Annotated in this window: 29 protein-coding genes and 3 tRNA genes; 13 read left to right on the top strand and 19 right to left on the bottom strand. The window is 67.8% G+C overall.

What is annotated here, in order from left to right; all coding sequences use genetic code 11:
- Positions 1 to 47 precede the first annotated feature (47 nt).
- Complete coding sequence (locus tag C1931_RS13485; protein WP_199913884.1) at positions 48 to 407, top strand: hypothetical protein; 360 nt, start codon at positions 48 to 50, stop codon at positions 405 to 407.
- 18 nt (positions 408 to 425) lie between these two features.
- Here the strand turns inward: C1931_RS13485 and C1931_RS13480 are convergent, their stop codons facing one another.
- A complete protein-coding gene (locus C1931_RS13480) occupies positions 426 to 1,127 on the bottom strand; it encodes an aspartate/glutamate racemase family protein (RefSeq protein WP_108756722.1) in 702 nt (233 codons plus the stop codon).
- 150 nt (positions 1,128 to 1,277) lie between these two features.
- Between C1931_RS13480 and C1931_RS13475 the strand changes: the two genes are divergently transcribed.
- Together C1931_RS13475 and C1931_RS13470 are read left to right on the top strand one after the other, a co-directional pair.
- The gene (locus C1931_RS13475; RefSeq protein ID WP_108756721.1) at positions 1,278 to 1,916 is read left to right on the top strand and encodes a LysE family translocator; all 639 of its coding nucleotides are present in this window, start codon (positions 1,278 to 1,280) and stop codon (positions 1,914 to 1,916) included.
- A 105-nt stretch (positions 1,917 to 2,021) separates the two neighbouring features.
- Entirely contained in the window at positions 2,022 to 2,195 is a 174-nt protein-coding gene (locus C1931_RS13470; RefSeq protein WP_108750190.1) for a DUF1328 domain-containing protein, read from the top strand.
- On the opposite strand, the gene C1931_RS13465 is transcribed toward C1931_RS13470, so the two are convergent.
- The 4 genes from C1931_RS13465 to C1931_RS13450 form a co-directional block, all read right to left on the bottom strand.
- Entirely contained in the window at positions 2,192 to 2,788 is a 597-nt protein-coding gene (locus tag C1931_RS13465; RefSeq protein WP_108756720.1) for a TetR/AcrR family transcriptional regulator, read from the bottom strand. The two genes, C1931_RS13470 and C1931_RS13465, sit on opposite strands and share 4 nt — an antisense overlap.
- A gap of 63 nt (positions 2,789 to 2,851) precedes the next feature.
- Complete coding sequence (locus tag C1931_RS13460) at positions 2,852 to 3,607, bottom strand: transporter (protein WP_108756719.1); 756 nt, start codon at positions 3,605 to 3,607, stop codon at positions 2,852 to 2,854.
- 75 nt (positions 3,608 to 3,682) lie between these two features.
- A complete protein-coding gene (locus C1931_RS13455) occupies positions 3,683 to 3,916 on the bottom strand; it encodes a DUF1653 domain-containing protein (protein WP_108756718.1) in 234 nt (77 codons plus the stop codon).
- A gap of 23 nt (positions 3,917 to 3,939) precedes the next feature.
- Positions 3,940 to 4,221 (bottom strand): hypothetical protein, encoded by a 282-nt coding sequence (locus C1931_RS13450; RefSeq protein WP_108756717.1) that lies wholly within the window; start codon positions 4,219 to 4,221, stop codon positions 3,940 to 3,942.
- A 401-nt stretch (positions 4,222 to 4,622) separates the two neighbouring features.
- Between C1931_RS13450 and C1931_RS13445 the strand changes: the two genes are divergently transcribed.
- From C1931_RS13445 to C1931_RS13435, 3 genes are all read left to right on the top strand, one after another.
- Complete coding sequence (locus C1931_RS13445) at positions 4,623 to 4,829, top strand: hypothetical protein (RefSeq protein ID WP_108756716.1); 207 nt, start codon at positions 4,623 to 4,625, stop codon at positions 4,827 to 4,829.
- A 131-nt stretch (positions 4,830 to 4,960) separates the two neighbouring features.
- Positions 4,961 to 5,491 (top strand): DUF3011 domain-containing protein, encoded by a 531-nt coding sequence (locus C1931_RS13440; protein WP_108756715.1) that lies wholly within the window; start codon positions 4,961 to 4,963, stop codon positions 5,489 to 5,491.
- Between the two features lie 172 nt (positions 5,492 to 5,663).
- Positions 5,664 to 5,867, top strand: coding sequence for a hypothetical protein (locus tag C1931_RS13435; protein ID WP_108750183.1), 204 nt, complete (start codon positions 5,664 to 5,666; stop codon positions 5,865 to 5,867).
- A gap of 110 nt (positions 5,868 to 5,977) precedes the next feature.
- Here C1931_RS13435 and dxs read toward each other — a convergent pair whose 3' ends face one another.
- From dxs to C1931_RS13390, 9 genes are all read right to left on the bottom strand, one after another.
- The gene (gene dxs, locus C1931_RS13430; protein ID WP_108756714.1) at positions 5,978 to 7,885 is read right to left on the bottom strand and encodes a 1-deoxy-D-xylulose-5-phosphate synthase; all 1,908 of its coding nucleotides are present in this window, start codon (positions 7,883 to 7,885) and stop codon (positions 5,978 to 5,980) included.
- Positions 7,886 to 7,990: 105 nt separating this feature from the next.
- Positions 7,991 to 8,656 (bottom strand): HNH endonuclease, encoded by a 666-nt coding sequence (locus tag C1931_RS13425; RefSeq protein WP_108756713.1) that lies wholly within the window; start codon positions 8,654 to 8,656, stop codon positions 7,991 to 7,993.
- A 288-nt stretch (positions 8,657 to 8,944) separates the two neighbouring features.
- Entirely contained in the window at positions 8,945 to 10,735 is a 1,791-nt protein-coding gene (locus C1931_RS13420) for an acyl-CoA dehydrogenase C-terminal domain-containing protein (RefSeq protein ID WP_108756712.1), read from the bottom strand.
- A 58-nt stretch (positions 10,736 to 10,793) separates the two neighbouring features.
- Positions 10,794 to 11,270 (bottom strand): LEA type 2 family protein, encoded by a 477-nt coding sequence (locus tag C1931_RS13415; RefSeq protein ID WP_108756711.1) that lies wholly within the window; start codon positions 11,268 to 11,270, stop codon positions 10,794 to 10,796.
- A 125-nt stretch (positions 11,271 to 11,395) separates the two neighbouring features.
- Positions 11,396 to 11,950 (bottom strand): lipocalin family protein, encoded by a 555-nt coding sequence (locus tag C1931_RS13410; protein WP_108756710.1) that lies wholly within the window; start codon positions 11,948 to 11,950, stop codon positions 11,396 to 11,398.
- A gap of 117 nt (positions 11,951 to 12,067) precedes the next feature.
- Positions 12,068 to 12,143, bottom strand: a tRNA-Phe gene (locus C1931_RS13405).
- 46 nt (positions 12,144 to 12,189) lie between these two features.
- Positions 12,190 to 12,265 (bottom strand) — tRNA-Phe (locus tag C1931_RS13400).
- Positions 12,266 to 12,526: 261 nt separating this feature from the next.
- Positions 12,527 to 12,994 (bottom strand): hypothetical protein, encoded by a 468-nt coding sequence (locus C1931_RS13395; RefSeq protein WP_108756709.1) that lies wholly within the window; start codon positions 12,992 to 12,994, stop codon positions 12,527 to 12,529.
- Positions 12,991 to 13,455 carry a hypothetical protein gene (locus C1931_RS13390; protein ID WP_108756708.1) on the bottom strand — a complete coding sequence of 155 codons (465 nt, stop codon included), beginning with the start codon at positions 13,453 to 13,455 and terminating at the stop codon, positions 12,991 to 12,993. The genes C1931_RS13395 and C1931_RS13390 overlap by 4 nt, the downstream gene beginning before the upstream one ends.
- 128 nt (positions 13,456 to 13,583) lie before the next feature.
- Between C1931_RS13390 and C1931_RS13385 the strand changes: the two genes are divergently transcribed.
- On the top strand, positions 13,584 to 14,345 hold the full coding sequence (locus C1931_RS13385) for a hypothetical protein (RefSeq protein ID WP_108756707.1): 762 nt from the start codon (positions 13,584 to 13,586) through the stop codon (positions 14,343 to 14,345).
- Positions 14,346 to 14,388: 43 nt separating this feature from the next.
- Here the strand turns inward: C1931_RS13385 and C1931_RS13380 are convergent, their stop codons facing one another.
- Both C1931_RS13380 and C1931_RS13375 read right to left on the bottom strand, forming a co-directional pair.
- Positions 14,389 to 14,907 (bottom strand): thioredoxin domain-containing protein, encoded by a 519-nt coding sequence (locus C1931_RS13380; RefSeq protein ID WP_108756706.1) that lies wholly within the window; start codon positions 14,905 to 14,907, stop codon positions 14,389 to 14,391.
- Entirely contained in the window at positions 14,904 to 15,422 is a 519-nt protein-coding gene (locus tag C1931_RS13375) for a redoxin domain-containing protein (RefSeq protein WP_108757765.1), read from the bottom strand. The genes C1931_RS13380 and C1931_RS13375 overlap by 4 nt, the downstream gene beginning before the upstream one ends.
- Positions 15,423 to 15,635: 213 nt before the next feature.
- Between C1931_RS13375 and C1931_RS20430 the strand changes: the two genes are divergently transcribed.
- Positions 15,636 to 15,812, top strand: a complete 177-nt coding sequence (locus C1931_RS20430) for a hypothetical protein (protein ID WP_199913883.1) — start codon at positions 15,636 to 15,638, stop codon at positions 15,810 to 15,812.
- A 37-nt stretch (positions 15,813 to 15,849) separates the two neighbouring features.
- Here the strand turns inward: C1931_RS20430 and C1931_RS13370 are convergent, their stop codons facing one another.
- Both C1931_RS13370 and C1931_RS13365 read right to left on the bottom strand, forming a co-directional pair.
- Complete coding sequence (locus C1931_RS13370) at positions 15,850 to 16,410, bottom strand: hypothetical protein (protein WP_108756705.1); 561 nt, start codon at positions 16,408 to 16,410, stop codon at positions 15,850 to 15,852.
- Positions 16,411 to 16,529: 119 nt separating this feature from the next.
- A tRNA-Ala gene (locus C1931_RS13365) sits at positions 16,530 to 16,605 on the bottom strand.
- Between the two features lie 97 nt (positions 16,606 to 16,702).
- Here C1931_RS13365 and C1931_RS13360 point away from each other — a divergent pair.
- From C1931_RS13360 to C1931_RS13345, 4 genes are all read left to right on the top strand, one after another.
- On the top strand, positions 16,703 to 16,999 hold the full coding sequence (locus C1931_RS13360) for a Rho-binding antiterminator (protein ID WP_108756704.1): 297 nt from the start codon (positions 16,703 to 16,705) through the stop codon (positions 16,997 to 16,999).
- 120 nt (positions 17,000 to 17,119) lie between these two features.
- Entirely contained in the window at positions 17,120 to 19,678 is a 2,559-nt protein-coding gene (locus tag C1931_RS13355) for a Cache 3/Cache 2 fusion domain-containing protein (RefSeq protein ID WP_108756703.1), read from the top strand.
- A 234-nt stretch (positions 19,679 to 19,912) separates the two neighbouring features.
- Positions 19,913 to 22,207, top strand: coding sequence for a TonB-dependent receptor (locus C1931_RS13350; protein ID WP_325051586.1), 2,295 nt, complete (start codon positions 19,913 to 19,915; stop codon positions 22,205 to 22,207).
- Positions 22,208 to 22,325: 118 nt separating this feature from the next.
- On the top strand, positions 22,326 to 23,462 hold the full coding sequence (locus C1931_RS13345; RefSeq protein WP_108756701.1) for a hypothetical protein: 1,137 nt from the start codon (positions 22,326 to 22,328) through the stop codon (positions 23,460 to 23,462).
- A 35-nt stretch (positions 23,463 to 23,497) separates the two neighbouring features.
- On the opposite strand, the gene rnd is transcribed toward C1931_RS13345, so the two are convergent.
- Positions 23,498 to 24,574: a ribonuclease D gene (gene rnd, locus C1931_RS13340; protein ID WP_108756700.1), complete on the bottom strand. Its 1,077-nt coding sequence runs from the start codon at positions 24,572 to 24,574 to the stop codon at positions 23,498 to 23,500.
- Positions 24,575 to 24,658: 84 nt separating this feature from the next.
- On the opposite strand from rnd, the gene C1931_RS13335 reads away from it, so the two are divergent.
- Complete coding sequence (locus C1931_RS13335) at positions 24,659 to 26,536, top strand: formylglycine-generating enzyme family protein (protein ID WP_108756699.1); 1,878 nt, start codon at positions 24,659 to 24,661, stop codon at positions 26,534 to 26,536.
- Positions 26,537 to 26,566 lie beyond the last annotated feature (30 nt).

The raw sequence follows: 26,566 nt of genomic DNA, 5'->3' as shown, positions 1-26,566 counted from the left end.
GTGGCGTGCAGGCGGTGTGCGGACCACGACGACCACAGGGGGTTGCGTTGATCAGCAGTATCGTCATTCATCGCTCGGCCGGCGAAGGCACGGCCGGCGTGCAGGTCCTGGACACCACGTTCAAGGGCAAACGCGTGTTCGTGTCCTGGGGCCTGCGCGGCGTCGAGCTGAGCCGCGAGGCAGAGCCAGCCGACACCGTGGCCGCGCGCCGGGCCCTGCAGCACCTGTCACGGCAGGTGGAGGGCCCGCGCAGTGGCGAAGTGTTCATTGCCAGCCAGTCCGGCGTGGCCATCAGCGTGTACCGGTTGTTGACCGAAGCGCGCAGCGGCGATGCGCTGTTCTTCCTGTGCGATTCGCCCGCCGTGATGGACTGGCTGGAAACGGCGCTGGAAATCCAGGCGCCGTAGCGTCGAGCTCGCTCGACGCTACAAAGCGTCGGCCAGCGCGGCGTCCACCGCGGCACGGGCGTGCAGGGTGGTGGTATCGAACAGCGGTACCGGGCTGTCCTGTTCCCGTACCAGCAGCATGATCTCGGTGCATCCCAGGATGATGGCTTCTGCGCCGCGCGCCACCAGGCGTGCGATCACGTCCACATAGCGCTGCCGCGAGGCTTCACTCACCACGCCGGCAATCAGCTCGCGGTAGATGATGTCGTGCACGTCGCGGCGGTCGTCGGCGTCCGGCACCAGCACCTGCAACCCGAAGCGCTCGCTCAGCCGCTTGCGGTAGAAGTCTTCTTCCATGGTGAAGGCGGTGCCGAGCAGGCCGACCGTGCGCAGGTCGGCGCGTAGGATGGCGTTGGCGGTCGGATCGGCGATATGCAGCAGCGGCAGCGGGCAGGCCGCTTCCAGTTGTGGGGCCAGCTTGTGCATGGTGTTGGTGCAGACCACCAGCAGGTCGGCCCCACCTGCCTGCAGCCGGCGGGCGGCGTCGATCATCTCCGCGCCCAGCGCGTCCCAGTCGCCGTCGTGCTGCAGCTGTTTGATGTGGGCAAAATCCACCGACCACAGCAGCAGCTGCGCCGAGTGCGCGCCGCCCAGCCGCTGGCGGACATCCTCGTTGATGAGGCGGTAGTACTGCGCCGAGCTTTCCCAGCTCATGCCGCCAATCAGGCCCAAGGTCTTCATGCGTGTCTCCGTGCTGGAAGCCGCATTGCAGCACAGACCGGCCCTCGCCTGCCGGCTGCCTTCTGTAACCGTCGATCACGCCCCGGGCTGTACGTACTGCCGCGCGGCGCCAACCCTTAAGCTGGTGGGCTTCCCGCGTCGAGAACAGCAATGGCACTGCAAACCTGGTGGTGGTTCCTGGCCACCGTATTCGTGCTGTGTGGCACACCCGGTCCGAACATGCTGCACATCCTCGGCCGCAGTGTCGGGCTGGGCTTCCGCCGCAGCGTGCCGGCCATGGCCGGTTGCCTGTTGGCCATGCTGCTGGTGCTGGCCGCGTCGGCAGCAGGCCTGAGTGCGGTACTGCGCTCATCGCCGCTGGTGTTCGACGTACTGCGTTACCTGGGCGTGGCCTACCTGGCCTGGCTGGGCATCAAGGCCTGGCGTGACAGCCTGCAGGTGAGTGCCGAAAGCACTGGCGACGCGCCGCTGCCGGCGCTGGTGCACGGCCACGCGGCGGTGTTCCGCGGCGGCCTGCTGGTGGGCCTGAGCAATCCCAAGCTGCTGCTGTTCGCCGCAGCATTCCTGCCGCAGTTCATCGATCCGGCACGTGCGCAGGGCATGCAGTACGCGGTGCTGGTGGCCACCTTCGCTGGCTGCGAACTGTTTTGGTATGTGATGTACGCCGCCGGTGGCCATGGCCTGCGCCGCTGGCTGGCCAGGCCGTTCGCGCAGCGCTGGTTCGAACGCCTGGTGGGCACCGTGTTCCTGGCGTTCGCCGTGGCCCTGCTGCGCTTCCGGCCGCGCTGAGCCGCGGCGATTTCACGCTGCAGGTGCGGCCTGTTCACGTACCTGGCATCGGCGTTTGCCTAGCCTGATCACACCAATGAACGCCCCGCAGGGGAAAGGTTTGACATGATCAAGTGGGCCATCATTTTCGCCATCATCGGCCTGATTGCCGGCGTGCTGGGCTTCGGCGGCATCGCCGGTGCGGCCGTGGGGATCGCCAAGTTCCTGTTCTGGGCCGGCATCATCATCGCCGTGATCCTGTTCGTGCTGGGCATGAAGGTGGCCAAGAAGGTCGCCTAGGCTGCCGCCGGCAGGGTGTCCGACGGCGAGCGGCACAGCTTCAGTGCTTCCTGCGCCATGGCCAGGGCACTGCGGCGCTCTTCCTCGCCGAGCGGTTGCCCGTAAGCCGTGGCCCAGTAGCCATCGGCCACGCAGCGTGCGGCGTACAGACGTGCGTCGCACGCCTCGGCGGGGAATTCGGCCAACAGGCGCCGCATCCATCCACGCCAGTGCGCCAACAGGGCCGGTTCAAGCAGATGGGCCAGGCTCAGGCCGATATCGTTGGCCTGTTCCTGCTGCAGCAGGTGGTCGAAGCAGGCGCGCACATAGGCGCGGCTGAAGCGGCCATAGGCGATGTCATCCTGCTCGAGCAGGAAACGTACGTGCACTTCGAAGTCGTCGGTGAGTGCGGCCAGGGCAGCGTCGATCAAGGCCTGCTTGTTGGCGAAGTGGTGGAACAGCGCGCCCTTGCTGACACCGGCGGCATCGGCCACGTCCTGCACGGTCAGCGCAGCCAAGCCGTGCTGGGCGATCAGGCGGGCGGTGCACAGCAGCAGCGCCTGGCGCACGCTGTCCGGCGCGTTGCGGCGGATACGGGGAGAAGGGGCGGACATACGGAAGAAACCGACTGGACGGTATGCATGATACCGCGCGGCATCGCCGCACCGCCGTGCGGGTCAGTCGAAGTAGACCGCCAGACCGGTGCCCACCTGCAGATCCGGGCTGTCGGCATCCAGGCCGGCGTCGAAGGAGGCGTCCAGCTGCACGCGCGGGCGCAGCATCCAGGTGATCCCCGCACCGGCCACGCGCTGGTCCGGTGCGCCCGGGCTGTGGGTCAGGCCGGCTTCGACAAACAGACTCAGGCGGTCAGTGGCCGCCAGCGACAGGCTGGGCGACCAGGTGGTGCTGCGCTCGCCGTCGCCGCGCTGGTGGCTGGCATACAGCGCGGCGGTCCAGCGTTCGCCCAGCGCCTGTTCCACGCTGAGCGCGAGCGCGTACTGGCGCCCTTCGCTGAAATCGGCATCGCCACGTGCCACCACGGCACTGGCCAGCAGCGCCCACGCGGTGCGCTCGGTGCTGCCTGGGCCGGCCCACTTCAGCGCAAGCTGGGTATCGCCGCTGCCGTGCTGGCGCTGCGCCGGCAGGTCTGCGCTGCGTACGCTCTGGTGCTGCCATGGGGTGGTCGACACCTGCAGTTCCAGGTGCTCTGAAAGCCCGGTGCGCAACAGTACGTCGCCCGCCAGCGAGCGGGTGCGCACGCCGTCGCGGTCGCGGTCGCGTTGCCAGGTGGGCAGGCCGACTTCCAGTGCCAGCGCGCCGCGCGGCACCGTATCGGTGCCGAAGCCCAGGCCGGGACGATCAAAGGCCGGCAGTTCGTCGGCCAGTGCCGGCGTGGCCAGCAGCCACAGGCACGGAATCAGCAGGCGGCGCATGGGCAGGGCGATCCGGCAGGAAGTCGCCTGCAGCATGCGCGGCGCGCCCGTGCGCAGCGCGTGAGGTCGCGGCGATCAGTCGCCGATGCGGGCGAAGCGCGGCTGCGGGCCGTCGGCGCCGGGCACCTGCTCGACGAACATCGGGTAGGGCCGCACCCACAGTCCGCCTTCGCCGTACAGCGCGCGGTACAGCACCATCGGTTCCAGGGTTTCGCTGCTGCGCACGATATCCACGACCTGGTACAGGCCGCCCTTGAAGTGGCGGTAGCGGCCCGGGGCCAAGGCGGGCAGGGGGGACAATTCGGTCATCGGGAATCTCGTGGGGGCTGCTGTCAGGGGCGGGCCGGGCGCGGCGGCGCGGCACACCAGGCATCGATGGCCTCGGCCGTGTTGGCCAGACCCTGTGCCTGGGCCAGTTCCCACGGGCGTTCGCAGCGCTGGCTGCGCGCGCACCACTGGTAGCCGGCCGAGCCGATGCAGCCGTGCTCGTCGCGATCGCCACCTACCCGCGCGGGTGCCGGCGGCGCGGCGGTGTTTTCGGCCGGGGTGGTCGATGGCGGCGCACAGGCCACCAGCAGCGCGCACAGCGCTGGGATCAGCAAGGCGAGACGCATGGTGATGGCCCTAGGCTTGAAAGCGTCATTTTCAGGCGCTTTCAAGCCAATCGGCAAGCGCTTATGTCAACGAAGCGCGCAGCAGTTCTTCAATCAGCACGACGTAGCAGGCAACGAAATAGAACTTCAGCAGCGTGGAACGCTGGGTGGAAAGCAAGGTGCGCATGTGGAAGGGGCCCCCGTTGGTGAGGATAGTGTGAAACGACTGCGACTTCGTGACAAGGGTCACGAATTTTCTTCACTAAACGTCCTCAGGGATGTGACGGGGCCGCCATCCCGCGCTTTGCGTACGGATTTTTCGGACAAATCTGATAGGCGTCCCCGGAACCGCTGGCTACCGTATCCCCCATAGCACCGGTCGGGGTTCCCCGACCTGGATTTTCCAACTGCAGGAGCTCGAGATGGTCATCACCGTCCAATGCCACGCCCAGCGCTGGTCGTTCATCGATCCCCGCTCGCAGGAAGTGCAGGCCTTCGACAGCGGCGCAGTCGCCTTCGACACGGCCGCCGCCCACGCCAGCGAGCACCACCACCGGACCGGCCAGAGCAGCACGGTGCGGGTGGCCGCGCTGGGCAGCGCGGTCGACGCCCTGCGCTTCGGGCACTGAGCGGGCCAGCGGGCGGTCAGGTCGCGTTCGGTTGTTTGAACGCATCAAGAACCGCTGCCGTTTCCCCCTCTGTGCGCGCCGGGCCGAATCCCCGATGCTTGGCTCCATCGTATTCAGGTGGAGAAAGGTGGATGGGCAAGGAACTGCGTGGTTGGACGCTGGGCGCTCTGCTGCCCCTGCTGGCGCTGGCCGGCACGGCGCAGGCCCAGCGCTATGGCTACGACGAGCGTTACGACGATCGCGGCAGCAGTGGCATCGTGCGCTGCGAGTCGGTGAAGGGCCGCAGCAACGAATGCCGTCTGGACGGGCGGGCGCGCTTGATCCGCCAGCTGTCCGGCTCGCCCTGCGTGGAAGGTGATACCTGGGGCCAGTCGCGGTCGGGCGTGTGGGTGACCCGCGGCTGCCGTGCCGAGTTCGTCGGTGAATCCCGCGGTGGATGGGGCGGCGGCCATGGCTGGGGCGGTGGTAACGGCGGCGGCCAGGTGATTGCCTGCCATTCCAACGATCATCGCCAGCAGTACTGCGATGCGCGGGTGCGCCGCGGCGTGCGCCTGGTGCGGCAGGAATCGCGCAGCGCCTGCATTGAAGGCCGCAGCTGGGGCTGGGACCGTCGCGGGGTCTGGGTGAGCGATGGCTGCCGGGCGCAGTTCCAGGTGAACTGACGCGCGTGCCGGATCGCGAGCGAATCAGAAAAATCTGATAGCGATCACAGTTTTTTCATCGTATTGTCGGCAACCGGGGCGTCATGGACGCCCCGGTCCGCGTCGCTGCCCGGCCCAGGAAGGGCCCGCCTCCGTCGCGGTTTCATACGCTGTTCCAAGGAGTGAGCAACGCATGTTGATCCGACTGCAATGCGAGCAGCGCCAGTGGCGCGTGCTGCACCCGGACAGGCCCGAACCGATCGGGTTCCGTGATGGCGTACGCGCCTTTGATTTCGCCGAAACCCTGGCCCGCCTGCATTTCACCGACACCGGCCAGCGCGCCGCCGTGCGCGTGGAAGCCAGCGGCGCATTTGTCGAGGCGATCAGCTACGGCTGAGGGCGGCCATCCACGCATGGCGTGGGTCTACCGGGGCGTCGAGGTTGGGGTCAGAGCCCTTTCCTGCGGAAAGGAATCCTACCCCTTATCCACGCATGGCGTGGATCTACTCAGCTGGCCGCGCTCAACGGCGCCGCGCCATTGGCCAACTGCGGCCAGCGCTTGAGCACCGCCGCGCGAATGCCGGCCGCGTCGATCCCGGCCTCGGCCAGCAGGTCTTCGCGGCTGGCATGGTGCTGGAAGGCATCGGGCAGGCCCAGGTGCAGGATCGGGCGCAGCACGTCTTCTGCATTCAGCAGCTCGCCCACGGCCGAGCCGGCGCCGCCGGCCACCACGTTGTCCTCAATCGTCACCAGGCCGTCGTGCTGGGCGGCCATGGCCAGCACCAGCTCGCGGTCCAGCGGCTTGATGAAGCGCATGTTGACCACGCTCAGGCCCAGTTCGCGGCCCACCTGCTCGGCGGCCGGAACCGTGCTGCCGAAGGCGAGCAGCGCGATGCGGCTGCCCTGCACGCGCAGCTCGCCCTTGCCGATCGGCAAGGTGGACAGATCGGTGCCGGCGGCAACGCCGGTGCCGCTGCCACGCGGGTAGCGCACCGCGGCCGGGCCCGGGTGCTGCAGGCCGGTGCTGAGCATCTGCCGGCATTCGGCCTCGTCAGACGGTGCCATCACCACCATGTTCGGCACGCAGCGCAGGAAGCTCAGGTCCAGGTTGCCGGCATGGGTGGCACCGTCCGGGCCGACCACGCCGGCGCGGTCGATGGCGAACAGCACGTCCAGGTCCTGGATGGCCACGTCGTGCACCAGCTGGTCGTAGGCGCGCTGCAGGAACGTGGAATAGATCGCCACGACCGGCTTGCCGCCCTGGGTGGCCATGCCGGCGGCCAGGGTGACCGCGTGCTGCTCGGCGATGGCCACGTCGAAGTAGCGCTGCGGGTATTCCTTGCTGAAGCGCACCAGGCCCGAGCCCTCGCGCATGGCCGGGGTGATGCCGTACAGGCGCGGTTCGGCGGCGGCGGCATCGCACAGCCAGTCGCTGAACACATCGGTGTAGGTCGGCTTCTTGGCGCCGGCCTTGGCCACCAGGCCCTTGTCCGGATCGAACGGCCCCACGGCGTGATAGCCGATCTGGTCGCCTTCGGCGGGCTCGTAGCCCTTGCCCTTGGTGGTCATCACGTGCAGCAGCTTCGGCCCCTTGGAGGCGCGCAGCGTCTTCAGCGTGGACAGCAGGGCCGGCATGTCGTGGCCGTCGATCGGGCCGGTGTAGTGGAAGCCCATTTCCTCGAACATCGTGGAGGGCACGAACATGCCCTTCCAGTGTTCTTCCCAGCGCTTGACGAAGCGCGCGGGATTGTTCTTCTTGTCGCCCAGGATCTTCTTGCCGCCTTCGCGCAGTGCGTTCAGCGTGCGGCTGCCGGTGGCGCGGCCGAGCATCTTGGTCAGCCCGCCGACAGCCTCGGAAATCGACATGTTGTTGTCGTTGAGGATCACCAGCAGGTTCGGTTCGGGGTCCATGCCACCGGCGTGCATCAGCGCTTCGAAGGCCATGCCGGCGGTCATGGCGCCATCGCCGATCACCGCCACCACCTGGCGTTCATCGCCGGCGGCCTGGCGCGCGATGGCCATGCCCAGCGCCGCAGAAATGGAGGTGGACGAATGGCCGACCCCGAAGGTGTCGTACTCGCTTTCCTCGCGCTTGGGGAACGGCGCGACGCCGTCCTTCTGCTTGACGGTGTGGATCTCGTCGCGGCGGCCGGTGAGGATCTTGTGCGGGTAGGTCTGGTGGCCCACGTCCCAGACCAGCTGGTCGTGCGGGGTCTTGTACAAGTAATGCAGCGCCACGGTGAGTTCGATCACGCCCAGGCCGGCGGCGAAGTGGCCACCGCTCTTGCCCACCGATTCGATCAGGTAGGCGCGCAGTTCATCGGCGACCGCGCGCATCTCGGATTCGTCGAACGTGCGCAGGTCATCCGGGGTGCGGATGCGCGCGAGGCGGGGATAGCGGGCAGAGTCGATCATCGTGTTCGCACTTGTTCTGAACGGCCATTTTCGCCCTCAATCGGGGGTGGGGCAAGCAAACGCCGCTATCCGTGACAGGACAGTGACGGCTGCCGGTGGCGGTGTTCAGGTGCTGAGCTTGGAACGCTTGGGCAACTGTGCCTTCAGGAAGGCCATCTGGTCGGCCAGGATGTTGCGGTTGGACAGGATCAGGTGCTCGATCCAGCTGGGCCGGTACGGTACTGCCAGCAAGGGCATGCCGGCCTGCTGCGGGGTGCGGTCGCTCTTGCGCGAATTGCAGTGGAAGCAGGCGGTGACTACGTTTTCCCAGCAGTCCAGACCGCCCTTGGACAGCGGAATGACGTGGTCGCGGGTAAGCGTGGGACGGTTGAACTGCTGGCCGCAGTACAGGCACAGGTGTGCATCGCGGGCGAACAGGGCCGGGTTGGTCAGGTTCGGCGTGGGGTCGATGGCGCGCGAACGGGCGTGGCCACGTGCGGCGATGATCGGGTGCAGGTCCATGCCGCTCTGCGTGCCGCTGAGCCGGTTGGTGCCACCGTGGATATGCAGGCAGGGATCGCCCAGGGTCCAGGCCACGGCGTCGCGGGCGTAGAGACAGGCTGCGTCCTGCCAGGTGATCCAGTCCAGTACACGGCCGTGGGCGTCCAGGGACAGCAGCCGGACCGTTCCGGGGCGGTGCAGGGTAGCTGCGTTGGGCGATGCTTCGGCGCCCGGAGCAGAAAACGAGGCTCCGGTATCGATCAGACCCAAGCGTGTAGTGTCTGTCTCCATCGGGAAAACAGCTTATACCTGAATCATTGCAATTTGGGTATCGCCCGTTGGGCGTTACACAAATTGTCAACATCCAGGTCCGCGCATTCCTCCTATCCCCCGCGCCGTTGGCGCGCCCCCCTTAACAAAGGGGGGCTTTCCTCCAGACAGAGGGTCGGGGGCTGCCGGGTGGGGGTCGGATCCTTTTCCGCAGGAAAAGGCTCTGACCCCCGTTCCAATCGCCGCGGGGCGCGGTCGGGGTCAGAGCCCATTCCCGTAGGGAATGGGATCCGACCCCGGGGCTCCGGCTCAGGCGCCGAAGCGTTCGTCGTCCATGGCCATCAGCGGGGCGGCGCCGGCCTGGATGGCGGCGGCGTGGCTGAGGGTGCGCGGCAGCACGCGGGCGAAGTAGAAGCGCGCGGTTTCGCGCTTGCCCTGGGCGAAGGCGGCGCCCTGTGCGCTGGCATCGGCGGCGGCCACGCTGCGTGCCCACCAGTAGGCCAGCACCACGTAGCCGGAATAGAACAGGTAGTCGTAGCTGGCCGCGCCCAGTTCGTCCGGGTTGCCGGCCGCGCGCTGCAGTACGTCCATCGTCAGCTTGCCCCATTCGGCGGCCTTGGCGCGCAGCGGGCCGATGAACTCGGCCAGGGCCTCGTTGCCTTCGTATTCCTTGGCGAAGGCTTCGATCTCGGCCAGCATCAGCTTCAGGCCGGCGCCCTGGCTGGAGGCGGTCTTGCGGCCGATCAGGTCCAGCGCCTGGATGCCGGTGGTGCCCTCATACAGCGTGGTGATGCGGGCGTCGCGCGCCAGCTGCTCCATGCCGTGTTCGCGGATGTAGCCGTGGCCACCGAAGCACTGCAGCGCGTTGTAGGTGTTCTCGATGCCCCATTCGGTCTGGCAGGCCTTCGAGATGGGGGTGAGGAAGCTGACCAGGGTGTCAGCGCGCTCGCGCTCGGCGGCATCGTCGGCGCTGTGTGCCACGTCGATCAGGGTGGCGGCATGCAGGGCCAGCAGGCGGCTGCCTTCCACCAGCGACTTGATGGTCAGCAGCATGCGCCGCACGTCCGGGTGCACCAGGATCGGATCGGCGGCCTTTTCCGGGAACTTCGCCCCGCTCAGGGCGCGCGACTGCAGGCGCTCGCGGCTGTACTTCAGCGCGTTCTGGTAGGCGCGCTCGGACAGGCCGATGCCCTGCAGGCCAACGCCCAGGCGCGCAGTGTTCATCATGGTGAACATGGCCTGCAGGCCCTTGTGCGGCTGGCCCACCAGATAGCCCTGTGCACCATCGAAGTTCATCACGCAGGTGACCGAACCCTTGATGCCCATCTTGTGCTCGATCGAGCCGCAGCGCAGTGCGTTGCGCTCGCCGACATTGCCGTCGCGGTCGACCTTGAACTTGGGGGTGACGAACAGCGAGATGCCCTTGGCGCCGGCCGGTGCGTCGGGCAGCTTGGCCAGCACCAGATGCACGATATTTTCGGTCAAGTCATGTTCGCCGGCGGTGATGAAGATCTTGGTGCCGGTGATCGCGTAGCTGCCGTCGTCGTTCGGCTCGGCCTTGGTCTTCAGCAGGCCCAGGTCGGTGCCGCAGTGCGGTTCGGTCAGGCACATGGTGCCGGTCCAGCGGCCTTCGATCAGCGGCTTCAGGAAGGCGTCGTGCTGCCACGCTTCGCCGTGCTGCTTCAGCGCTTCGATGGCGCCGTGGGAGAGCAGCGGGAAGTTGCCCCAGGCCAGGTTGGCGGCGTTGATCATTTCATTCAGCGGCACGCCCAGGGTGTGCGGCAGGCCCTGGCCGCCCAGTTCCGGCGAAGCGGTCAGGCCGGTCCAGCCGCCGTCCACGAACTGGTCATAAGCCTGCTTGAAGCCGGGCGGGGTGGTCACTTCGCCGCTGGCCTGGTCGAGCACGCAGCCGATCTCATCGCCCACGCTGTTCAGCGGCGCCAGCACGCTGGCACTGAAACGGCCGGCTTCTTCCAGCACCGCATCGACCACGTCGGCGGTGGCGTCGGTGAAGCCCAGGCGGGCGAACAGCGGTTCCACCTTGAGCACGTCGTGCAGGGCGAAACGGAGGTCGGAAAGCGGTGCGGTATAGCTGCTCATCGGGTACGTCTCGATCAGGGAACGGGGAGCGGCGACGGGCGCCGCGGCAGGAAAGGATTCAGCGCAGCACGCCGGGCAGGCCGGGCGCCTGGTTCAGGGTGCTGCGGCCGGAAATATCGAAACTGCGCTGCTTCTTGTCTTCGGGCGTGGCCGCGACCGTGCCCTTCAGGCCATAGGCCAGGGTGCGGTTGCCGGCCAGCGCGTCGGCCACCACCAGGCGCGCGGCCGCGCTGGGGGTGAATTCAAGGGTGACCACATCGGCCGACACCCCGCCGATGGAAATGGCCGGGCGGGCCTGCAGGGTGCCCGCCTCGGTGTCGCCGACGGTCAGTGCCAGGGCCACGTCATCGAAGGTCATGGGCATGGAGCTGAAGTTCTGCAGGCGCAGGGCCACGGTCCAGCCGCCGTCGGCGCGCACGGTCAACTGCTGCAGGCTGGCCGCCGGTTCCGAAACACGCTTGACGATGCCATCGCTGCAAGCAGCCAGGGCCAGGGTGCACAGGATGATCAAGGCGATACGGAAGCGGTGGAGCATGGGCGCAGGTCCTCTGGGAGCAGTGCGTGGAGTAAGCATACTACGGCGTATGGTTGAATGGATCGCCGCTGGCGACCTTCACAAGGGTAGCGCGTGAAGATGGCGCGCTGCGGTCACCGCCACGCTCAGGGCGATGCGGTCTCAACCAGGGGCGCCATCATCCGCAGCGGCGCCAGGTCGTAGCCCATCTGCTCGGCCCGCGCCTTCAACTGCTCGAACAGGGCGCGGTCCATGCGCGGTTCGCGCGACAGGATCCACAGGTACTTGCGGTCCGGTTCACCGACCACGGCCCACTGGTAGTCCGGGTCCAGGGCGATCACCCAGTAATCGGCCCAGACCAGCGGCACCCAGCTCAACCAGTCCGGAGCGAAACGCACTTCCAGCTGCCCGGGCTGGCCGGCCACCGGGCGTGCAACGCCATCGGCCTGCAGGTAGTCGCCTTCGCCGGTGCGGCAGCGGTTGCGCACGCTGATGCGGCCATCCTGGCGCAGGCCGTAGGTGGCGGTGATGTCGGCCACGCACTTCTTCTGGAACGACACCGGCAGGTGGGCGATTTCGTGCCACTGGCCGGCATAGCGATCGATATCCAGCGCATCGACCGCGCGCACCGGTTCGGCCGCAAGGGCAGCGGGCGTAGTAATAAGCAACAGGCAGGCAAGCAGGGCAGGGCGCAGGTGCATCGGCGGGCTCCGGCAGGGAACCCCGAGCGTAGGCGGCGCGATGCACGGCGGTGTAAATGTTTCGTCAACCGCGCGCGGGCAAAAAAAAAGACCTGCATTTCTGCAGGTCTTCATACATGGTGGCCGAGGACGGAATCGAACCGCCGACACGGGGATTTTCAATCCCCTGCTCTACCAACTGAGCTACTCGGCCCTGTATCTGGAAAAAAAAGACCTGCATTTCTGCAGGCCTTCGAAAGTGGTGGCCGAGGACGGAATCGAACCGCCGACACGGGGATTTTCAATCCCCTGCTCTACCAACTGAGCTACTCGGCCACTTGTTTCGTTGCAGCGAGGTCGCTGCCGAGGACGCGCATGTTACGGAGGTAGACCGCATTCGGCAAGCGTTTTGGCAAAAAACCTTCACATTGCCGTCTGCGCGCGCGCAAGTGCTTGATCCTGCGTGCGCGGCGGAATGCAGGCCGCCGGTGGGCGGGGGATGCGGGCTTCCGCCCGCTGCAGGGGCGCAGCTTCGGCAAGCGGGTGGTGAAGCTTGATTGAGCCTGCCAAGGCGATTCGGCCGGGCAGGGCGGTGCACTAGCGGTAGGACAACCCACTGCTGGCCATGAAGCCCTTCGGGTCGAACACCGCCCAGGCCTCGCCCCAGTCGAAACGGGCGCGACCGGCGTTGAGCGGGCGTCCCAGTGCTTTGGCCAAGGCGCGGCGCATGAACGCGACTTCGGCATCGATGGCGGCCTGGGTGGGCCAGCCGTCTTCCATCGGCGCGCCGGGCAGCTGCACGCCGATGGACAGCATCGACAGCGCCTGCCCGTGGAAGCACAGGGCGACTGCCGCCGGCACGCCCTGCAGCTGAAGGGCGTGCAGGTGCAGCCACTGGTAGCCGTTGCCGAGGTCGCGGCTGTGCTGCAGCAGCGCGGCAAAACCCGCGCATGCCTGTGCCAGCGTGAGCGTCGGCCCGATCCTCAGCGGCAGCTCACCCAGGCCGATGCTGCCGTCGGCGGCGTCGAAATCAAGCGCCCGCGGTGCGCTGCCAGGCGTACTCACGGTGAGAAACGCACCTGTCGTGGATCGCTGACGCTGATCTGCGTCTGGTAGTAGTACTTGCCGCTGGGCTGGCCGCTGGCATTGATGAAGTCGATGCGGACCCGGCGCGCGGTGCCGCCCACCAGCAGGCGGCGGTTCTGCAGGTAGTCCAGCTTCAGGCCCAGCGCTTCTTCCAGTGCGGGGCGCAGCGCGGCATCCATGCTGAGAGTGATGTTCAGCGGGTGCCGGTAGTCGCGTTCGCTGTTGAGGTAGATGCGGCCATCGTCGCTGCCGACGGCCTGCACGCTCATGGCGAAGGTGCCGGAAATGCCGCGCGCTGGATCGTCCTGCGCGGCACGCACGGCTTCGTAGTTGCCGATGTAGCCGGGCACCGGCGGTGGCGCGGCAGCCAGGCGATGGGCGCAGCCGGTCGCCAGCACCAGTGGGACCAGCAGTGAGGCCAACAGGGCGGGGCGATTCATGGCGCTTCCTTGTGCGTCGGTGGATGTGCCGATTGTGGCCGCGCGTAGGTTGCAGCTACAAGCGCGCTGTCCAATCGGCCCGATGATCGGGCATGCTGGGCCGCGTACCACATCGACCAGCGAAGGACATGCCGAGGACCGCCGACGTTCATGCCATCGATTGGGGCGCGCTGCAGTGTGCCTATGGCGACGCCTCTGAAGCGGGTGCACTGCTGGCCGCACTGATGGACCCGCAGCACCAGCAGGACTGGAACGACATCTGGTCGCATCTATGCCACCAGGGCACGGTCTACCCTGCCAGCCACGCCGCGCTGCCGGTGCTGCTGTCAATCGCGCGGCAGACCGGGCGCAGCGACGGTGATGACGCGCTGCTGCTGGCCGGTGCGATCGTTGCCGGCTCGGACGTGGGCGACCCGGGCCTGGCGCCGCACGGCGATGTCATCCAGGCGCTGCGCAGCAAGGTGCTCAAGCGCCTGCAGGGCAGTGGCAGGGAGGCGGTGCCGCTGTCCGGGGATGGGCATGGCCAGCGTGGCTGGCTGCGCCAGGCGTGGCTGGGGCTGAGTGGTGAAAAAGCCTGGTCGCAGCACCTGGACCGGCTTGCCGAGGGCGAGCTCGTGGGTGAGTGCGTGGCCTGTTCGGCCGACCTGTACTGCACGCTGGATGTTGAAAGCCCGTATGTCTGCCATGAGGATCCGGTATTCGGTGCCCCGTCGGCGACGTCTGCGCTGCTGCCCGGTGAACCGGTGGGCGTGGCCGAGGAGTGGCTGCTGCAGCAGGTGCGCGGCGATGGCGATATCCGCGCCGAACAGCTGCTGGAACTGGCCTTCGGTCATTCCGAATGCAGTGCCTGCGGACACCCGTTCGCGGTACGCGAGTGCGTGCAGGCCTGAGCCGTAGGCGCCTGCACGCGGCGGTTGGGCAGTTGTTGCAGAATCACATCGCGCGCTGCAGCGCCAGCAGCAGGGTGTCGTAGTCCCAGCTGTCATCGTGGCGCACGCCGTTGATGAAGAAACAGGGCGTGCCATTCACGCCGCTGCGCACGCCGCCCATGAAGTCGGCCTCGATGCGTGCATCGTCGGCGCCGGCCAATGCGGCGCGCACGCGTTCCGGCGGCAACTGCAGCAGTTCGCCATAGCGCTGCAGGTCGTGCGGCGCCAGCGCACCCTGGCGTTCGTACAGCAGGTCATGGGCGCTCCAGAAGTGTCCGGCGTCGGCCGCGGCTTCGGCCAGGCGCGCGGCATTCAAGGCATCCGGGTGCATTTCGCTGAGCGGGAAGTTGCGGAACACCAGCCGCAACGAATCGCCCAATGCCTGCTGCAGGGCCTTCACGATGGGGTAGGCCTGGCCGCAGTACGGGCACTGGTAGTCGCCATATTCGACCAGGGTGACCGCCGCATCGGCCGGGCCACTGGCATGGTCGCTGGCACTGACGGGAACGTGCAGGCGGCTCATGGGGTCACCTCCGCTGCCGCCGTGCGCGGCAGGCGTGACAAGGCATCCAGAATGCCATCGGCACCGGGATTGATGCCCAGTGGCGACAGGTAGCTCCAGCGCACGATGCCCTGCGCATCGATCACGAACAGCGCGCGTTCGCAGACCCCATCGTGCTCGCGATAGGCACCAAACTGCCGGGCGACGGCGCCCTTGGGTTCGAAATCAGCCAGCAGCGGAAAATGCAGGTGGCGCTGTTCGGCGAACGCGGCGTGGCACCAGACGCCATCGACGGAGATACCGATCAACTGCGCGCCCTGTCGCTGGAACTCGGGCAGCAACTGGTTGTACAGGGCCATCTGGTCGCCGCAGACCGGGCTCCAGTCGGCGGGGTAGAAGGCAAGGATGACCGGGCGGCCACGCAGCTCTGCCAGGGTGACGGTCTGGTCGGGCGTGGCGGGCAGGCGGAAGTCGGGGGCGGACGTTCCCGGCGGCAGCGGGGCGTGCGCAGGTTCGGGGCGGGGCAGGGAGGACATGGCGGGCTCCTGGCGGGATGGGATGGCGCGCGGTGGGGTCTGCATCGGCAGCGCCATCGTCGGCCGGTAGCGCCGGGCTGCCCATTGCGCCTTGGTTTCCGCCGCTCATACCAGGGTATGCACGCGCCGCTCGCGGCAGCGCGACCACGGACTCACGGCCGCGCCGCTAGGGTGGTCGTGCAAGCCCGGCACGGTGCCGGTGCGGAGCCCGCCATGACTACTCCCCGCACGCCTTCGCCCGCCGAAAAGGATGCCGGTGCCCAGGAAAGCCGCCAGGACCAGCACCAGGACGACGTAGCCAAGCGCCGCCCTGGCCAGCAGGACCAGAAGGTGCATGACGAGAACACGCGGCGACCACAACGCAAGGATGGGGGCCAGGAGCCGGGTTGAGCCGGAAATCGGCAGGTCGAGGCTCAGTCAGCCAGGGTCACGCGGACGGCGTCGTCTGCGCGGCGCGGCCCACGTCTGCGAACCAGTCCGCGAGTTCGTGCATGTCGATCTGTTGGATCAGCGCAGGATTGATGGGATCGGCGGGTGCGGTCGGCAGGATGGCGGCCGCGACCTCGATCGCGCAGTACCCCGTACCGTCCCAGGGGCCTGCCAGATAGGAGGAGAGAGGGACGCTCTCCCACAGCGTAGCTGCTGATGGCCATGATTGCTGATCTTGCATCGGGCGCCAGCAACCGTAGGGGCGCACCTCGCTGCTGCGCTGTGCAAGCCAGCGGAGTGCCGCGTCCTTGGCCACGCGCGCGGCGTCTTTCAGTTCCCGGTGCCCGGACACGATCCTGATCTTCTCCCGGATGCCGTCGTAAGACAGTTCGCGAAGGCGCAGAACGACGAGCAACTGACTTCCCTGCAGCCGCACCTGTTCAAGACCCAGCCCATGAGTGACGTCAGCGACGTAGCTGGGAATGTATTGACCCTTCCAGCCGGGAATGAGGGTTGAAAGCGGGATCAGATGTGGATCGGATAGCGAGGCATGGTCCATGGGACCCCTTCCTGCATGTGGCGCTCCGCGCCGCGGGTACCCTCATCCTATCGGTCCCGGCAGTCCGTGCCCAAAGAAAAAGCCCGCAGATCACTGGGATCTGCGGGCTTCTCTGAAAATGGTGGAGCCAAGGAGGATCGAACTCCTGACCTCGTCATTGCGAACGACGCGCTCTCCCAGCTGAGCTATGGCCCCACGGCGAAGCCAGTGTAGCGCCGCCGCCGGGGGCTTGCCAAGCCGCGTGGGCGGCAGTCGTGGCAGGCTGGGCGCCTTGACTGCCGGAAGACGCCCCATGACCGACTACCGTCCCATCGCGTGCGACCTGCACGACGTACTGGAAATCGCCTGCCTGCACCGCGCCCTGCTGCAGGTGGAACTGACCGATGGCCGCACCTTCGTGGCCCGCGCGCGGACCACACTGAGCACGCCTGGCAAAGAGGAATTCCTGCTGCTGGACGCCGATGACGGCGAGCAGCGCATCCGCCTGGACCATCTGCTGGCGGTGACCATGCTGGGCGCAGACGGCCTGCGCGGACCGCGTACCGTGCTGGCCGTGTCGGGCCCCAATGAAGCTGAACGGGGTTTGTGAATCAAGGGCTTGGCGCTGTCAATAACCTGAAGCGGCTAAGCCGGGTGGCGTAAAGAGGACCAGAACGGTGCCGTTAAGAGGGTGCGCCTCGCGCGCTCCCTTCCACGGATATTCCCCCTGATGATGACCCCGGCTGCATCCCGATTCTCCGCCTCGCCGCCGAAGCGGACCCTGACCATCGCAACCCGCCTGGCGCTGCTGATGGTGGCGATCACCACCGTGGCCTTCGCCGCGCTGGCGATCCTGATCTACCGCGATACCGCGGACAGCTACCAGCAGCGCGTGGTTGCAGGCCTGGATACCAGCACGGTGCTGATGCGCGATTCGGTGCAGCTGTATGACCGCAGCCTGGGCGAAAGCACCCAGCGCATCGCCGGTACCTTCCGCGCGATGCTGCCGCAGGGCGAGGCGCTGGCCGATGCCACCGCGCCCATCGACGTGGCCGGCCGCAGTGCGCCGTCCCTGCGCCTGGGCACGCAGGTGATCGGCCCGGCATCGACCGAGGTTGATCGCTTCGCCGAGGCGACCGGCGGTGTTGCCACCGTGTTCGTGCGTGACGGCGAAGACTTCGTCCGCGTGGCGACTTCGTTGCGCAACGCGCAGGGCGAACGCGCGCTGGGCACCGTGCTGGACCACGCCAACCCGGCCTATGCGCGGGTGCGCGCGGGGCAGGGCTACACGGGGCCGGCACACCTGTTCGGCACCGATTACATGACCCACTACATGCCGATCCCGGCGGCCGATGGCAGCGTGGCTGGCATCGCGTTCGTCGGGCAGGACTACTCGCAGGGCCTGGCCGCGCTGAAGACGCGCCTGCGCGAGGCGACGCTGGGCCGCGAGGGCCGCTTCATCGTGGTCGACACGCGCCAGGGCAAGGACCATGGCCGCGTGCTGGCCGCCGCCGATGGCGAAGGTGGCCTGCTGCAGGAACGCGTTGCCGCGGCGGATCTGCCGGCTTTGCGGGCGCTGCTGGATGGCCGCAGCACGCAGGCGCGTCTGCATCTGCGCCCGGCCGATGGTGGCGCCGAGCAGGCCTGGTTCGCGGCGGCGCAGCGCTACGGCGCCTGGCAATGGCTGGTGATCGGCCTGGAGCCGGAATCGGTGCTGGCACAGGTGCTGAATGGCCTGATGCTGCGCATCGCGCTGATTTCCGTGCTGGCGCTGACCACCGTGGTCGTGCTGATCGTGCTGGTGGTGCGGCGCCTGCTGGGTCGTCCGCTGGCCGCAGCGGCGCAGGTCGCCCGCGATGTGGCCAGCGGGCGCCTGGACCGCGAAATCGACAGCGGCCGCGATGACGAGGTCGGTCGTCTGCTGGGGTCGTTGCAGCAGATGCGCGCCAAGCTGCGCGAGATCCTGCAGGCGCAGGCCACCATGAGCGAACGCCATGCGGCGGGCGCGGTCAGCCACCGGATCGACGAGCAGGCCTTCGAGGGTGAGTTCCGCGCCATGGTGGCCGGCACCAACGCGCTGGTGGCGGCGCACCTGCAGACCCAGCAGCGCATGGTGGCCCTGGTCCAGCGCTACGCCGAAGGCGATCTGCAGCAGACCATGGACGTACTGCCCGGCGAACAGGCGGCGATCACGCAGGCGCTGAACGGCGTGCGCGGCAAGCTGCAGGGCATCAACGGCGAGATCAAGCGCCTGGTTGCGGCGGCGGCGAGCGGTGATTTCACCGTGCGCGGCGATGCGCAGGCCTTCGCCAATGACTTCCAGCAGATGGTGCAGGGCCTGAACAGCGTGATGGCTACTGCCGATGACAACCTGCTGGCGCTGTCGGGCCTGCTGCGCAACCTGGCCGAAGGTGACCTGCGGCACCGCATCGACGGGCAGTCGCAGGGGGTGTTCGCGCGCATGCGCGAGGATGCCAATGCAACGGTGGGCGCCCTGGCCGGCATCGTCGGCCGCATCCAGCAGGCCGCCGCTGCGGTCAGCACGGCCGCTGCGGAAATCGCTGCCGGCAACGATGATCTGTCCCGCCGTACCGAACAGCAGGCTGCCAACCTGGAAGAGTCTGCCGCCTCGATCGAGGAAATGACCTCGGCCGTGCGGCAGAACGCCGACCACGCACGCCGCGCGGACCGCCTGGCGACCGAGGCGGCGCAGGTGGCCGGGCGCGGGGGCGCGGCCATGGCCGCGATGGAAGCGACGATGGGCCAGATCGATGCGGCCTCGCGGCGCATCGCCGAGATCATCACGGTGATCGATGGCATCGCCTTCCAGACCAACATCCTGGCCCTGAATGCCGCCGTCGAAGCGGCACGCGCCGGTGAGGACGGCCGCGGCTTCGCGGTGGTCGCCAGCGAGGTGCGCGCACTGGCACAGCGCTCGACGCTGGCGGCGGCGGAGATCAAGGGGCTGATCGAAGAATCGGTGGCCCGCGTGGCCGAAGGCAACGTACTGGCCGGCGATGCCGGGCGCACCATCCAGAACGTGGTTGCCTCGGTGACCGAACTGGGCGGGCTGGTGGGCGAGATCGCCCATGCCTGCCAGGAACAGGCGGCGGGCATCGAACTGGTCAACCAGAGCATCGTGCAGATGGATGGCGTGACCCAGCAGAACGCCGCGCTGGTGGAAGAGGCGTCCGCTTCGGCCCGTTCCATGAGCGAACAGGCCCACGCGTTGCAGGACGCCGCCGGCCGTTTCGTGCTGCAGCGGCGCCCGACACTGGCCACGGCGTAAGGGAAGGTGGGGCCGGAAGGCGGTGGCGCAGGCTGCCGCCTTCCATCGGTGCACTTTGCCGCAGCGGGCGGGACGCGGACTGCGACGGGATGCGCAACGAAATCGTAACAATTCGGGCGATAATGGGCGCTTGCGCAGTGGTTCCCCCTCTACCGCCCGGCTTGCGCAGGCCGCCCGGACGTCTCCCAAGAGCTTTCGATGCCTTCCCATATCGCTTCCCGTCGTTCGACGGGCATGTCGTCTTCCTCGCTTTCCTTCCGCCGCCACCCGCTGGCCCTGGCCTGTGCCGGCCTGGCCCTGGCCGCCAGCTTCGGCGCCGCCGCGCAGGACAGCGCACCGACCCCGACCGGCCTGGACACGATCACCGTGACCGCCGAACACCGCGAGCAGAACCTGCAGGAAGTGCCGGTGTCGGTGGGCGTGGTGCAGGGCGAGCGCATGCGTGATTTCACCGCTGGCGGCGATGACACCCTGCTGGCGCTGTCCGGCCGCGTGCCCAGCCTGTATGCGGAAACCACCACTGGCCGCATCTTCCCGCGCTTCTATATCCGCGGCCTGGGCAACATCGATTTCTACCTGGGTGCCTCGCAGCCGGTGTCGATCATCCAGGACGACGTGGTGCTGGAACACGTGGTGCTGAAGTCCAACCCGGTCTACGACGTGGACCAGGTGGAAGTGCTGCGCGGCCCGCAGGGCTCGCTGTTCGGCCGCAACACCACCGCCGGCATCGTCAAGTTCGACACCCTTAAGCCGACCGATGAGTACACCGGCCGGGTCAGCGCCAGCTACGCCACCTACAACAGCGTGTCGGTCGATGGCGGCTTCGGTGGCCCGATCAATGACATCGCCTCGTTCCGCGTGTCGGCGCTGTACCAGCACCGCGATGATTACGTGGACAACACCTACCGTGGCCCCAGCGCCGACGGCACGGTCAGCCCGAAGAAGAACGCCATGGGCGGCTTCGATGACCGCAACGTGCGTGCGCAGCTGCTGCTCAAGCCCAGCGACCAGTTCTCGATCCTGGCTTCGGCCCACGCCCGCGATTACGACGGCACCTCGACCCTGTTCCTGCGCGGTGCGCTGACCAAGGGCTCGAACCAGACCGACGTGCCGCGCGACAAGGTGGCCTACGACGAAGCCGACAACAACCCGCAGGCCTACAAGACCTACGGCGGTTCGGTGAAGGCGATCTACGATTTCGGCGCGGTCGATTTCACCTCCATCACCGCCTACGAAACCACCTCCGGCTACAGCCGTGGCGATACCGACGGTGGCGCCGCGGCGGACTTCCCGTTCAATGGCGTGGCCAATGGCTACGGTCAGTCGATGGGGCAGATCCGTGACCTGGACCAGTGGACCCAGGAATTCCGCCTGGCCAGCCACGATGACAGCGCCCTGCAGTGGCAGGCCGGTGCGTTCTACTTCAACGGCAGCGATACCACCGATTTCTACCAGCGCGGCTGGTTCCTGCAGGGCGCGGCGCGCAACCCGAACAACTGGGTGCGCCTGCGCAACAAGAACACCTCGTGGGCCGGTTTCGGCCAGCTCAGCTACGCCTTCACCGACAAGTTCAGCGTGACCGCCGGCCTGCGCCAGACCCGCGACGAGAAGCACACGCGCCTGCTGAAGACCGCCGACACCGCCGCCGGCGTGGTGACCTACAAGGGCCGTACGGATGTGAAGATGTCCGACACCACCCCGAGCTGGGACGTCAGCGCGATGTACCAGTTCAACCCGAACGTGAGCGTCTACGCCAAGGTTGCACGTGGCTTCCGCGGCCCGACCATCCAGGGCCGTTCGGCCGTGTTCAACGCTGATTTCACCACCGCCGACTCGGAGACCATCCTGTCCTGGGAAGCCGGCGTGAAGAGCAGCCTGTGGGACAACCGCCTGCGCCTGAATGCCACCGCGTTCACCTACACGGTCAACGACATCCAGCTCAACGGCAACGATTCGGACGGCAACGGCCTGTTGTTCAACGCCGACAAGGCCAAGGCCTACGGCTTCGAAGCGGACATGGAACTGCGCCCGGTTCCGAACCTGACCCTGAGCGCCGGTGTCAGCCTGCTGCACAGCGAGATCCAGGACAAGCGCGTGTATGCGCAGGTCTGCGGCCTGAACGGCCAGGTGGTGTGCACGGTGAACGACCCGACCATCAAGGTCGGCGCCAACACCTTCGCCCAGATCGATGGCAACCCGCTGCCGAACGCGCCGAAGTACAACATCAACTTCGCCGCGCGTTACGACATGCCGGTCAGCGACGCGGGCACGATGTTCGTGTCCACCGACTGGAACAAGCAGGGCTACACCAGCTTCGTGCTGTATGACAGCCAGGAGTTCAACTCCAAGGGTGATTTCGAAGGTGGCCTGAAGCTGGGTTACTCCGGCAACTACGGTGCCTACGAAGTGGCGCTGTTCGCGCGCAACATCACCAACGAAAAGAACCTGAAGGGTGTGATCGAAAACTACATGGCCGCGGTCTACAACGAACCGCGCACCGTGGGTGTTTCGTTGAACATGAACTGGTAAGGCCTGCTTGATCGGTTAACGAGAACGGCGCTCTTCGGAGCGCCGTTTTTCGTTGGGAAGGCCTGGCAAGCCGCCGCTGCATGCTAGGCTGCCGCGCTGTGTTGAACGGACCTCGACCATGATCCAGACGCTGTACCAGCAGTACGCCGATGCTCGCGCCGCCGAGACCCTGATTGAACAATGCCGGGCCCAGGTAGTGCGCTGGCGTTGGGCCAGCGGTGACATGGCGCACGACGCGCCGTTCATGGCCGAAAAGTATGGCGTGCGCCGCAGTCGCTGGCTGGACGATGCCAAGGCGGACCCGGATGCGCACGTGCACCATGGGTTCGACGCGCAGGACCGCATCGTGATTGCTGTGGCCGACAACGGGGCGAGTACCACCGTGTGGCTGCATGGCAACGAGCAGCGGCACAGCCTGAGCTTCTACCGCGGTGGGCGCATTGCCTCGGCCCGCGCGTGGCATGAACCCCGCGGGCGCCTGCAGAACACTGAGCTGACCGTTGGCCATCGCGGCCATGACAGCGCCTACCACTGGGACGGCGAAGTGCTGCTGCGCGTGGTGGTGCGCAACTGGGAGGACGGGCGCCCGACCTGGTGGTGCCAGGATGTCTACAGCTACGATGAGGCCGGCGTCCTGGACCGCATCGAACTGCAGTATCTGCATGAGGACGGCACACCCACCGGCAGCCAGCGGCTGCAGTACCAGCGCCCGCGCCGCGGCGAAACCCTGGCCGCCGCCGCTGCCGATGTGGAGCCCCGGCTGATGCAGGCCATCGCCACGCAGTTGCCGCTGATTCCTCGCGACGAGCCGCTGTATTGCCTGCTGCTGTGCTTCACCGATGGCGATTTCAGTTCGGCCTGGCCACCGTTCATCACCTGGGGGCGCCAGTCCTACCGGCAGGCGGTGCTTGAACGCGGTGAGGACGTTGCCTACTACCTGTGGGCACCGGACGAGATGCGTGCCGGCCAGCGCGACGAGGATGAGTGCTGGTTCGACGATCCGGCCCTGCTGGACGCGTGCAAGCGCCATGGCCGGTTGATGGAGCTGCGTGGCAGTACCACCTCGGCAATGCGCTTGCTCACGCGGGTGGCGGCGTGGCTGGATGCGCCGGAACAGCGCGCCGTGCTGCACACCACCGACGACTTCGTGGTGGCGGTGGCCGACAACACCGGCGCGGTGGACCCGCTGCCGGCGATGCGCAAGGCGATTGGTGCGCAGCGCTGGGCGCGCCTGAAGGCGGCCGGCTACGTGTGATGCGGTGTGCCGCGCCGGTCAGGCGCGGCGGCGTGTCATGCAGGCAGCAGGGCCTGCAGGCGGGCTTCCAGTTCCTGCTGGCGCCAGCCGGCCAGCGCAGCCGGCCACTGGCGACGTTCCAGATAACTTTCCAGGTGCTTGCGCGAGGCCAGCACGCCATCGGCCAGACCCAGCTCGCGGCTGCGTTCGGCCACCGCATCCTGCAGCTTCTTGATGGTCTTCTTGTCCGCGTCGGTGGCCTGCACGGCCAGCGGTGCTTCGGCCTCATCGGGCAGCGGCGTTTCCAGCGCCTGCCAGACGGCGGCGGTGAGCTTGCGCGGCGCTTTCGGGAACTGCTCGAACAGCTTGCCCAGCGCGGCCAGGTCGGCAGGCGGCGTGCGTGCCAGGGTGGCGGCCAGTTCGTTGTCCAGGATCCAGCTGCGCGGGCGGTCGCTGCTGCGGGCCTGTACGTCGCGCCAGCGCAGCAGACGCAGCAGGCGGCGCTGCGCGGCCGCATCGAGGAACTGTGCCGCGCGCATGCCCAGGTGCGGCCAACGGTCTTCATCGTTGGCAACGTTGGCCAGCAGGCGTTCGGCATCGTCCTGCAGCCACTGGCGGCGGCCCAGCGCCTGCAGCTTGGCTTCGATCGCATCGTGCAGGGCAAACAGATGCTCGACATCGTCAGCGGCATACTGCAACTGCGATTCAGACAGAGGGCGGCGCATCCAGTCCGAGCGCGTTTCACCCTTGGCCAGGGTTACCCCGGTGATCTCCTGCACCAGCTTCTGGTAGCCCATGCCACCGCCGATACCGGCCAGCGCCGCGCCGATCTGGGTGTCGAACAAGGGGCGGGGCAGCACGCCGCAGGTCCACTTGAAGGCCACCAGGTCTTCGCTGGCGCTGTGCATGACCTTGATGATCGATTCATCGGTCAGCCACGGCGCCAGCGCTTCGGGCATGCCGGGAATCAGCGGATCGATCAACAGGATGTCGTTGCCCACGGCCATCTGCACCAGGGCCAGCTGCGGCCAGAAGGTGCGTTCGCGGATGAATTCGGTGTCCAGGCCGATACGGGCCGGGCGCTGCTGGCGGTAGGCGTCCAGCTCGGCGGGGGTGGTGATCCAGATTGCCACGGGTGGGGGCCTGCTACTCGGGTTTGCTCAGGCAGGGGAGAATAGCCTAACGTCGGTGCGCACCCGTACCGAAGGAGCCTCCGTTTGCGTTTTGCCCTGCCGATTGCGCTGTGTACCGCCCTGGGCGTGGCCCTGGCCGCGTGTACGCCGTCGCCACCTGCAAGCCCGTCGGCCGGCGAACCGGAACGGCCGCGGCCCAAGGTGGACGACACGGCTGCGGCGGCGGCGACGGGCACGGTGACCATTGCCGGCGAGGATGCCAGCGAGGACGTGCAGCGCTGGACCCCGGCACGGGTGGATCGGCAGGGGCGAACGCTGGCTCAGCTGCGCCGTGCCGCCGAGCAGGCGTTCAGCGACGGGCGGCTGTACGAGGACGGCGAGGCGGCCATTCCGCTGTGGCTGGCGGTGCAGGAAGAAGCCCCGGACGACCGCGCGGCCCGCGCCGGCCTGCAGCGTGCTCGGCAGCGCCTGCAGCAGCAGGCCGACGCCCTGCTGGCGCGGCCGCTGCAGCAGCGCGAGGCACTGGCCGAGGCAGGGCGGCAGGCGCTGGTGCTGCTGACCCTGGCACCCAACGACCCGAAGGTGCGCGCGCTGCAGAGCCGGGTGGAGACCGCCCAGCGCGTGGTGGCCTACAACCGCTCGGGCGAGGAGGATCTGCGCGCCGGTCGGGTGGGCGAGGACGGTGACGGGGCCATTCCGGCCTTCCGCGAGGCGCTGGCGCTGGATGCCAACAACCGCCGTGCCCGACAGGGCCTGGCCGCCGCCGAAAGCGCGCTGATCCGGCGTGCCGAAGACGCCGCGCGCAGCCGTGATTTTGCTTCCGCCGGGGCCTGGCTGGCCGAAGCCAGCAAGGTGCGGGATTCGTCGCCGACCATCGCCGATGCCTTCGAGCGCATCGAGCAGATCCGCGCCGCGACCCTGGTGCAGTTGCGTGACGGCGGGCTGCGCGACCTGGAAACGCCGCAGGGCCTGAAGCCGGCCCGCGAAAAGCTGGCCGAGGCCTTGCGCATCGCCTTGCCGGGCGATGCCGTGGTGGCGCAGTTGCGCGAACGCATCGACCTGGCCACCCACTACGGCAGTTTCCGCCCCGGACAGGTGTTCAGCGACCCCCTGCGGGATGGCGGGCGCGGGCCGCAGATGATCGTGGTGCCGCATGGCGGCTTCCAGATGGGCGCCGGTGACACCGAGCCGGGCGCCAGCGACGCCGAGCGGCCGTCACACTACGTGCGGTTTGAACGCGGCTTTGCCATGGCGATCACTGAAGTGACCGTCGCCGATTTCGAGCGTTTCGTGAAGGCCACCAACGCGCGCCCGCGTGCGACCCGTCGCGGCCACTCGGTGGTGTACGACGAGCGCAGCGGCAACTTCATCCGCCGCAGCGGCGTGGACTGGCGCTCGGACTACGATGGCAGTCGCGCGATGGGCAATTCGCCGGTGATGCACGTGAGCGTGCGCGATGCGGAAAACTACGCCACCTGGCTGTCCGAGCAGACCGGCCGCGCCTACCGCCTGCCCAGCGAAGCCGAGTTCGAGTACGCCCTGCGGGCCGGCGGCAGTGGCCGCTACCCTTGGGGGGATGCTGGGCTGCCGCCTGCCGGCAGTGGCAACTACACCGGCAGTCAGGATGTTTCCCCGTCGGGCCGGCACTGGCACAACGCCTTCGTGGGCTATGGCGATGGCTGGTGGGGGCCGGCGCTGGTGGGTAGCTTCCAGGCCAATGCCTTCGGCCTGCACGACATGGGCGGCAACCTGAGCGAATGGGTGGCCGATTGCTGGCATTCCAGCTATCGCCGCGCGCCGTCCGATGGCGTGGCTTGGTATAACCCGGGCTGCCGTGCGCGGGTGATCCGTGGCGGCAACTGGGCCAACGCGCCCGAGCAGACCCGTGCGGCGTGGCGGCAATCCCAGGATTCGGACACCACCAACGCCCGCATCGGCTTCCGCCTGGTGCGCGGCATCTGATGCGCCTGTTTCACCCCGCGCAGGCGGCGT

Origin of the sequence: Stenotrophomonas sp. YAU14A_MKIMI4_1 (assembly GCF_003086855.1) — a bacterium.
Taxonomy (GTDB): domain Bacteria; phylum Pseudomonadota; class Gammaproteobacteria; order Xanthomonadales; family Xanthomonadaceae; genus Stenotrophomonas.
The sequence above is the reverse complement of the archived record's forward strand: the minus strand, read 5'-3'. Positions and strand labels throughout refer to the sequence as shown.

What these genes read in the sequence shown, in the direction of transcription:
- C1931_RS20430 (WP_199913883.1), top strand. Translation starts at nt 15,636, where the DNA reads ATGACTACTCCCCGCACGCCTTCGCCCGCCGAAAAGGATGCCGGTGCC.
- C1931_RS13360 (WP_108756704.1), top strand. Translation starts at nt 16,703, where the DNA reads ATGACCGACTACCGTCCCATCGCGTGCGACCTGCACGACGTACTGGAA.
- C1931_RS13380 (WP_108756706.1), bottom strand. Translation starts at nt 14,907, where the DNA reads ATGAGCCGCCTGCACGTTCCCGTCAGTGCCAGCGACCATGCCAGTGGC.
- C1931_RS13415 (WP_108756711.1), bottom strand. Translation starts at nt 11,270, where the DNA reads ATGCTCCACCGCTTCCGTATCGCCTTGATCATCCTGTGCACCCTGGCC.
- dxs (WP_108756714.1), bottom strand. Translation starts at nt 7,885, where the DNA reads ATGATCGACTCTGCCCGCTATCCCCGCCTCGCGCGCATCCGCACCCCG.
- C1931_RS13390 (WP_108756708.1), bottom strand. Translation starts at nt 13,455, where the DNA reads ATGAATCGCCCCGCCCTGTTGGCCTCACTGCTGGTCCCACTGGTGCTG.
- C1931_RS13420 (WP_108756712.1), bottom strand. Translation starts at nt 10,735, where the DNA reads ATGAGCAGCTATACCGCACCGCTTTCCGACCTCCGTTTCGCCCTGCAC.
- C1931_RS13350 (WP_325051586.1), top strand. Translation starts at nt 19,913, where the DNA reads ATGTCGTCTTCCTCGCTTTCCTTCCGCCGCCACCCGCTGGCCCTGGCC.
- C1931_RS13410 (WP_108756710.1), bottom strand. Translation starts at nt 11,950, where the DNA reads ATGCACCTGCGCCCTGCCCTGCTTGCCTGCCTGTTGCTTATTACTACG.
- C1931_RS13355 (WP_108756703.1), top strand. Translation starts at nt 17,120, where the DNA reads ATGATGACCCCGGCTGCATCCCGATTCTCCGCCTCGCCGCCGAAGCGG.
- C1931_RS13425 (WP_108756713.1), bottom strand. Translation starts at nt 8,656, where the DNA reads ATGGAGACAGACACTACACGCTTGGGTCTGATCGATACCGGAGCCTCG.
- C1931_RS13480 (WP_108756722.1), bottom strand. Translation starts at nt 1,127, where the DNA reads ATGAAGACCTTGGGCCTGATTGGCGGCATGAGCTGGGAAAGCTCGGCG.
- C1931_RS13445 (WP_108756716.1), top strand. Translation starts at nt 4,623, where the DNA reads ATGGTCATCACCGTCCAATGCCACGCCCAGCGCTGGTCGTTCATCGAT.
- C1931_RS13475 (WP_108756721.1), top strand. Translation starts at nt 1,278, where the DNA reads ATGGCACTGCAAACCTGGTGGTGGTTCCTGGCCACCGTATTCGTGCTG.
- C1931_RS13455 (WP_108756718.1), bottom strand. Translation starts at nt 3,916, where the DNA reads ATGACCGAATTGTCCCCCCTGCCCGCCTTGGCCCCGGGCCGCTACCGC.
- C1931_RS13440 (WP_108756715.1), top strand. Translation starts at nt 4,961, where the DNA reads ATGGGCAAGGAACTGCGTGGTTGGACGCTGGGCGCTCTGCTGCCCCTG.
- C1931_RS13345 (WP_108756701.1), top strand. Translation starts at nt 22,326, where the DNA reads ATGATCCAGACGCTGTACCAGCAGTACGCCGATGCTCGCGCCGCCGAG.
- C1931_RS13375 (WP_108757765.1), bottom strand. Translation starts at nt 15,422, where the DNA reads ATGTCCTCCCTGCCCCGCCCCGAACCTGCGCACGCCCCGCTGCCGCCG.
- C1931_RS13465 (WP_108756720.1), bottom strand. Translation starts at nt 2,788, where the DNA reads ATGTCCGCCCCTTCTCCCCGTATCCGCCGCAACGCGCCGGACAGCGTG.
- C1931_RS13460 (WP_108756719.1), bottom strand. Translation starts at nt 3,607, where the DNA reads ATGCGCCGCCTGCTGATTCCGTGCCTGTGGCTGCTGGCCACGCCGGCA.
- C1931_RS13435 (WP_108750183.1), top strand. Translation starts at nt 5,664, where the DNA reads ATGTTGATCCGACTGCAATGCGAGCAGCGCCAGTGGCGCGTGCTGCAC.
- C1931_RS13450 (WP_108756717.1), bottom strand. Translation starts at nt 4,221, where the DNA reads ATGCGTCTCGCCTTGCTGATCCCAGCGCTGTGCGCGCTGCTGGTGGCC.
- C1931_RS13385 (WP_108756707.1), top strand. Translation starts at nt 13,584, where the DNA reads ATGCCGAGGACCGCCGACGTTCATGCCATCGATTGGGGCGCGCTGCAG.
- C1931_RS13470 (WP_108750190.1), top strand. Translation starts at nt 2,022, where the DNA reads ATGATCAAGTGGGCCATCATTTTCGCCATCATCGGCCTGATTGCCGGC.
- C1931_RS13370 (WP_108756705.1), bottom strand. Translation starts at nt 16,410, where the DNA reads ATGGACCATGCCTCGCTATCCGATCCACATCTGATCCCGCTTTCAACC.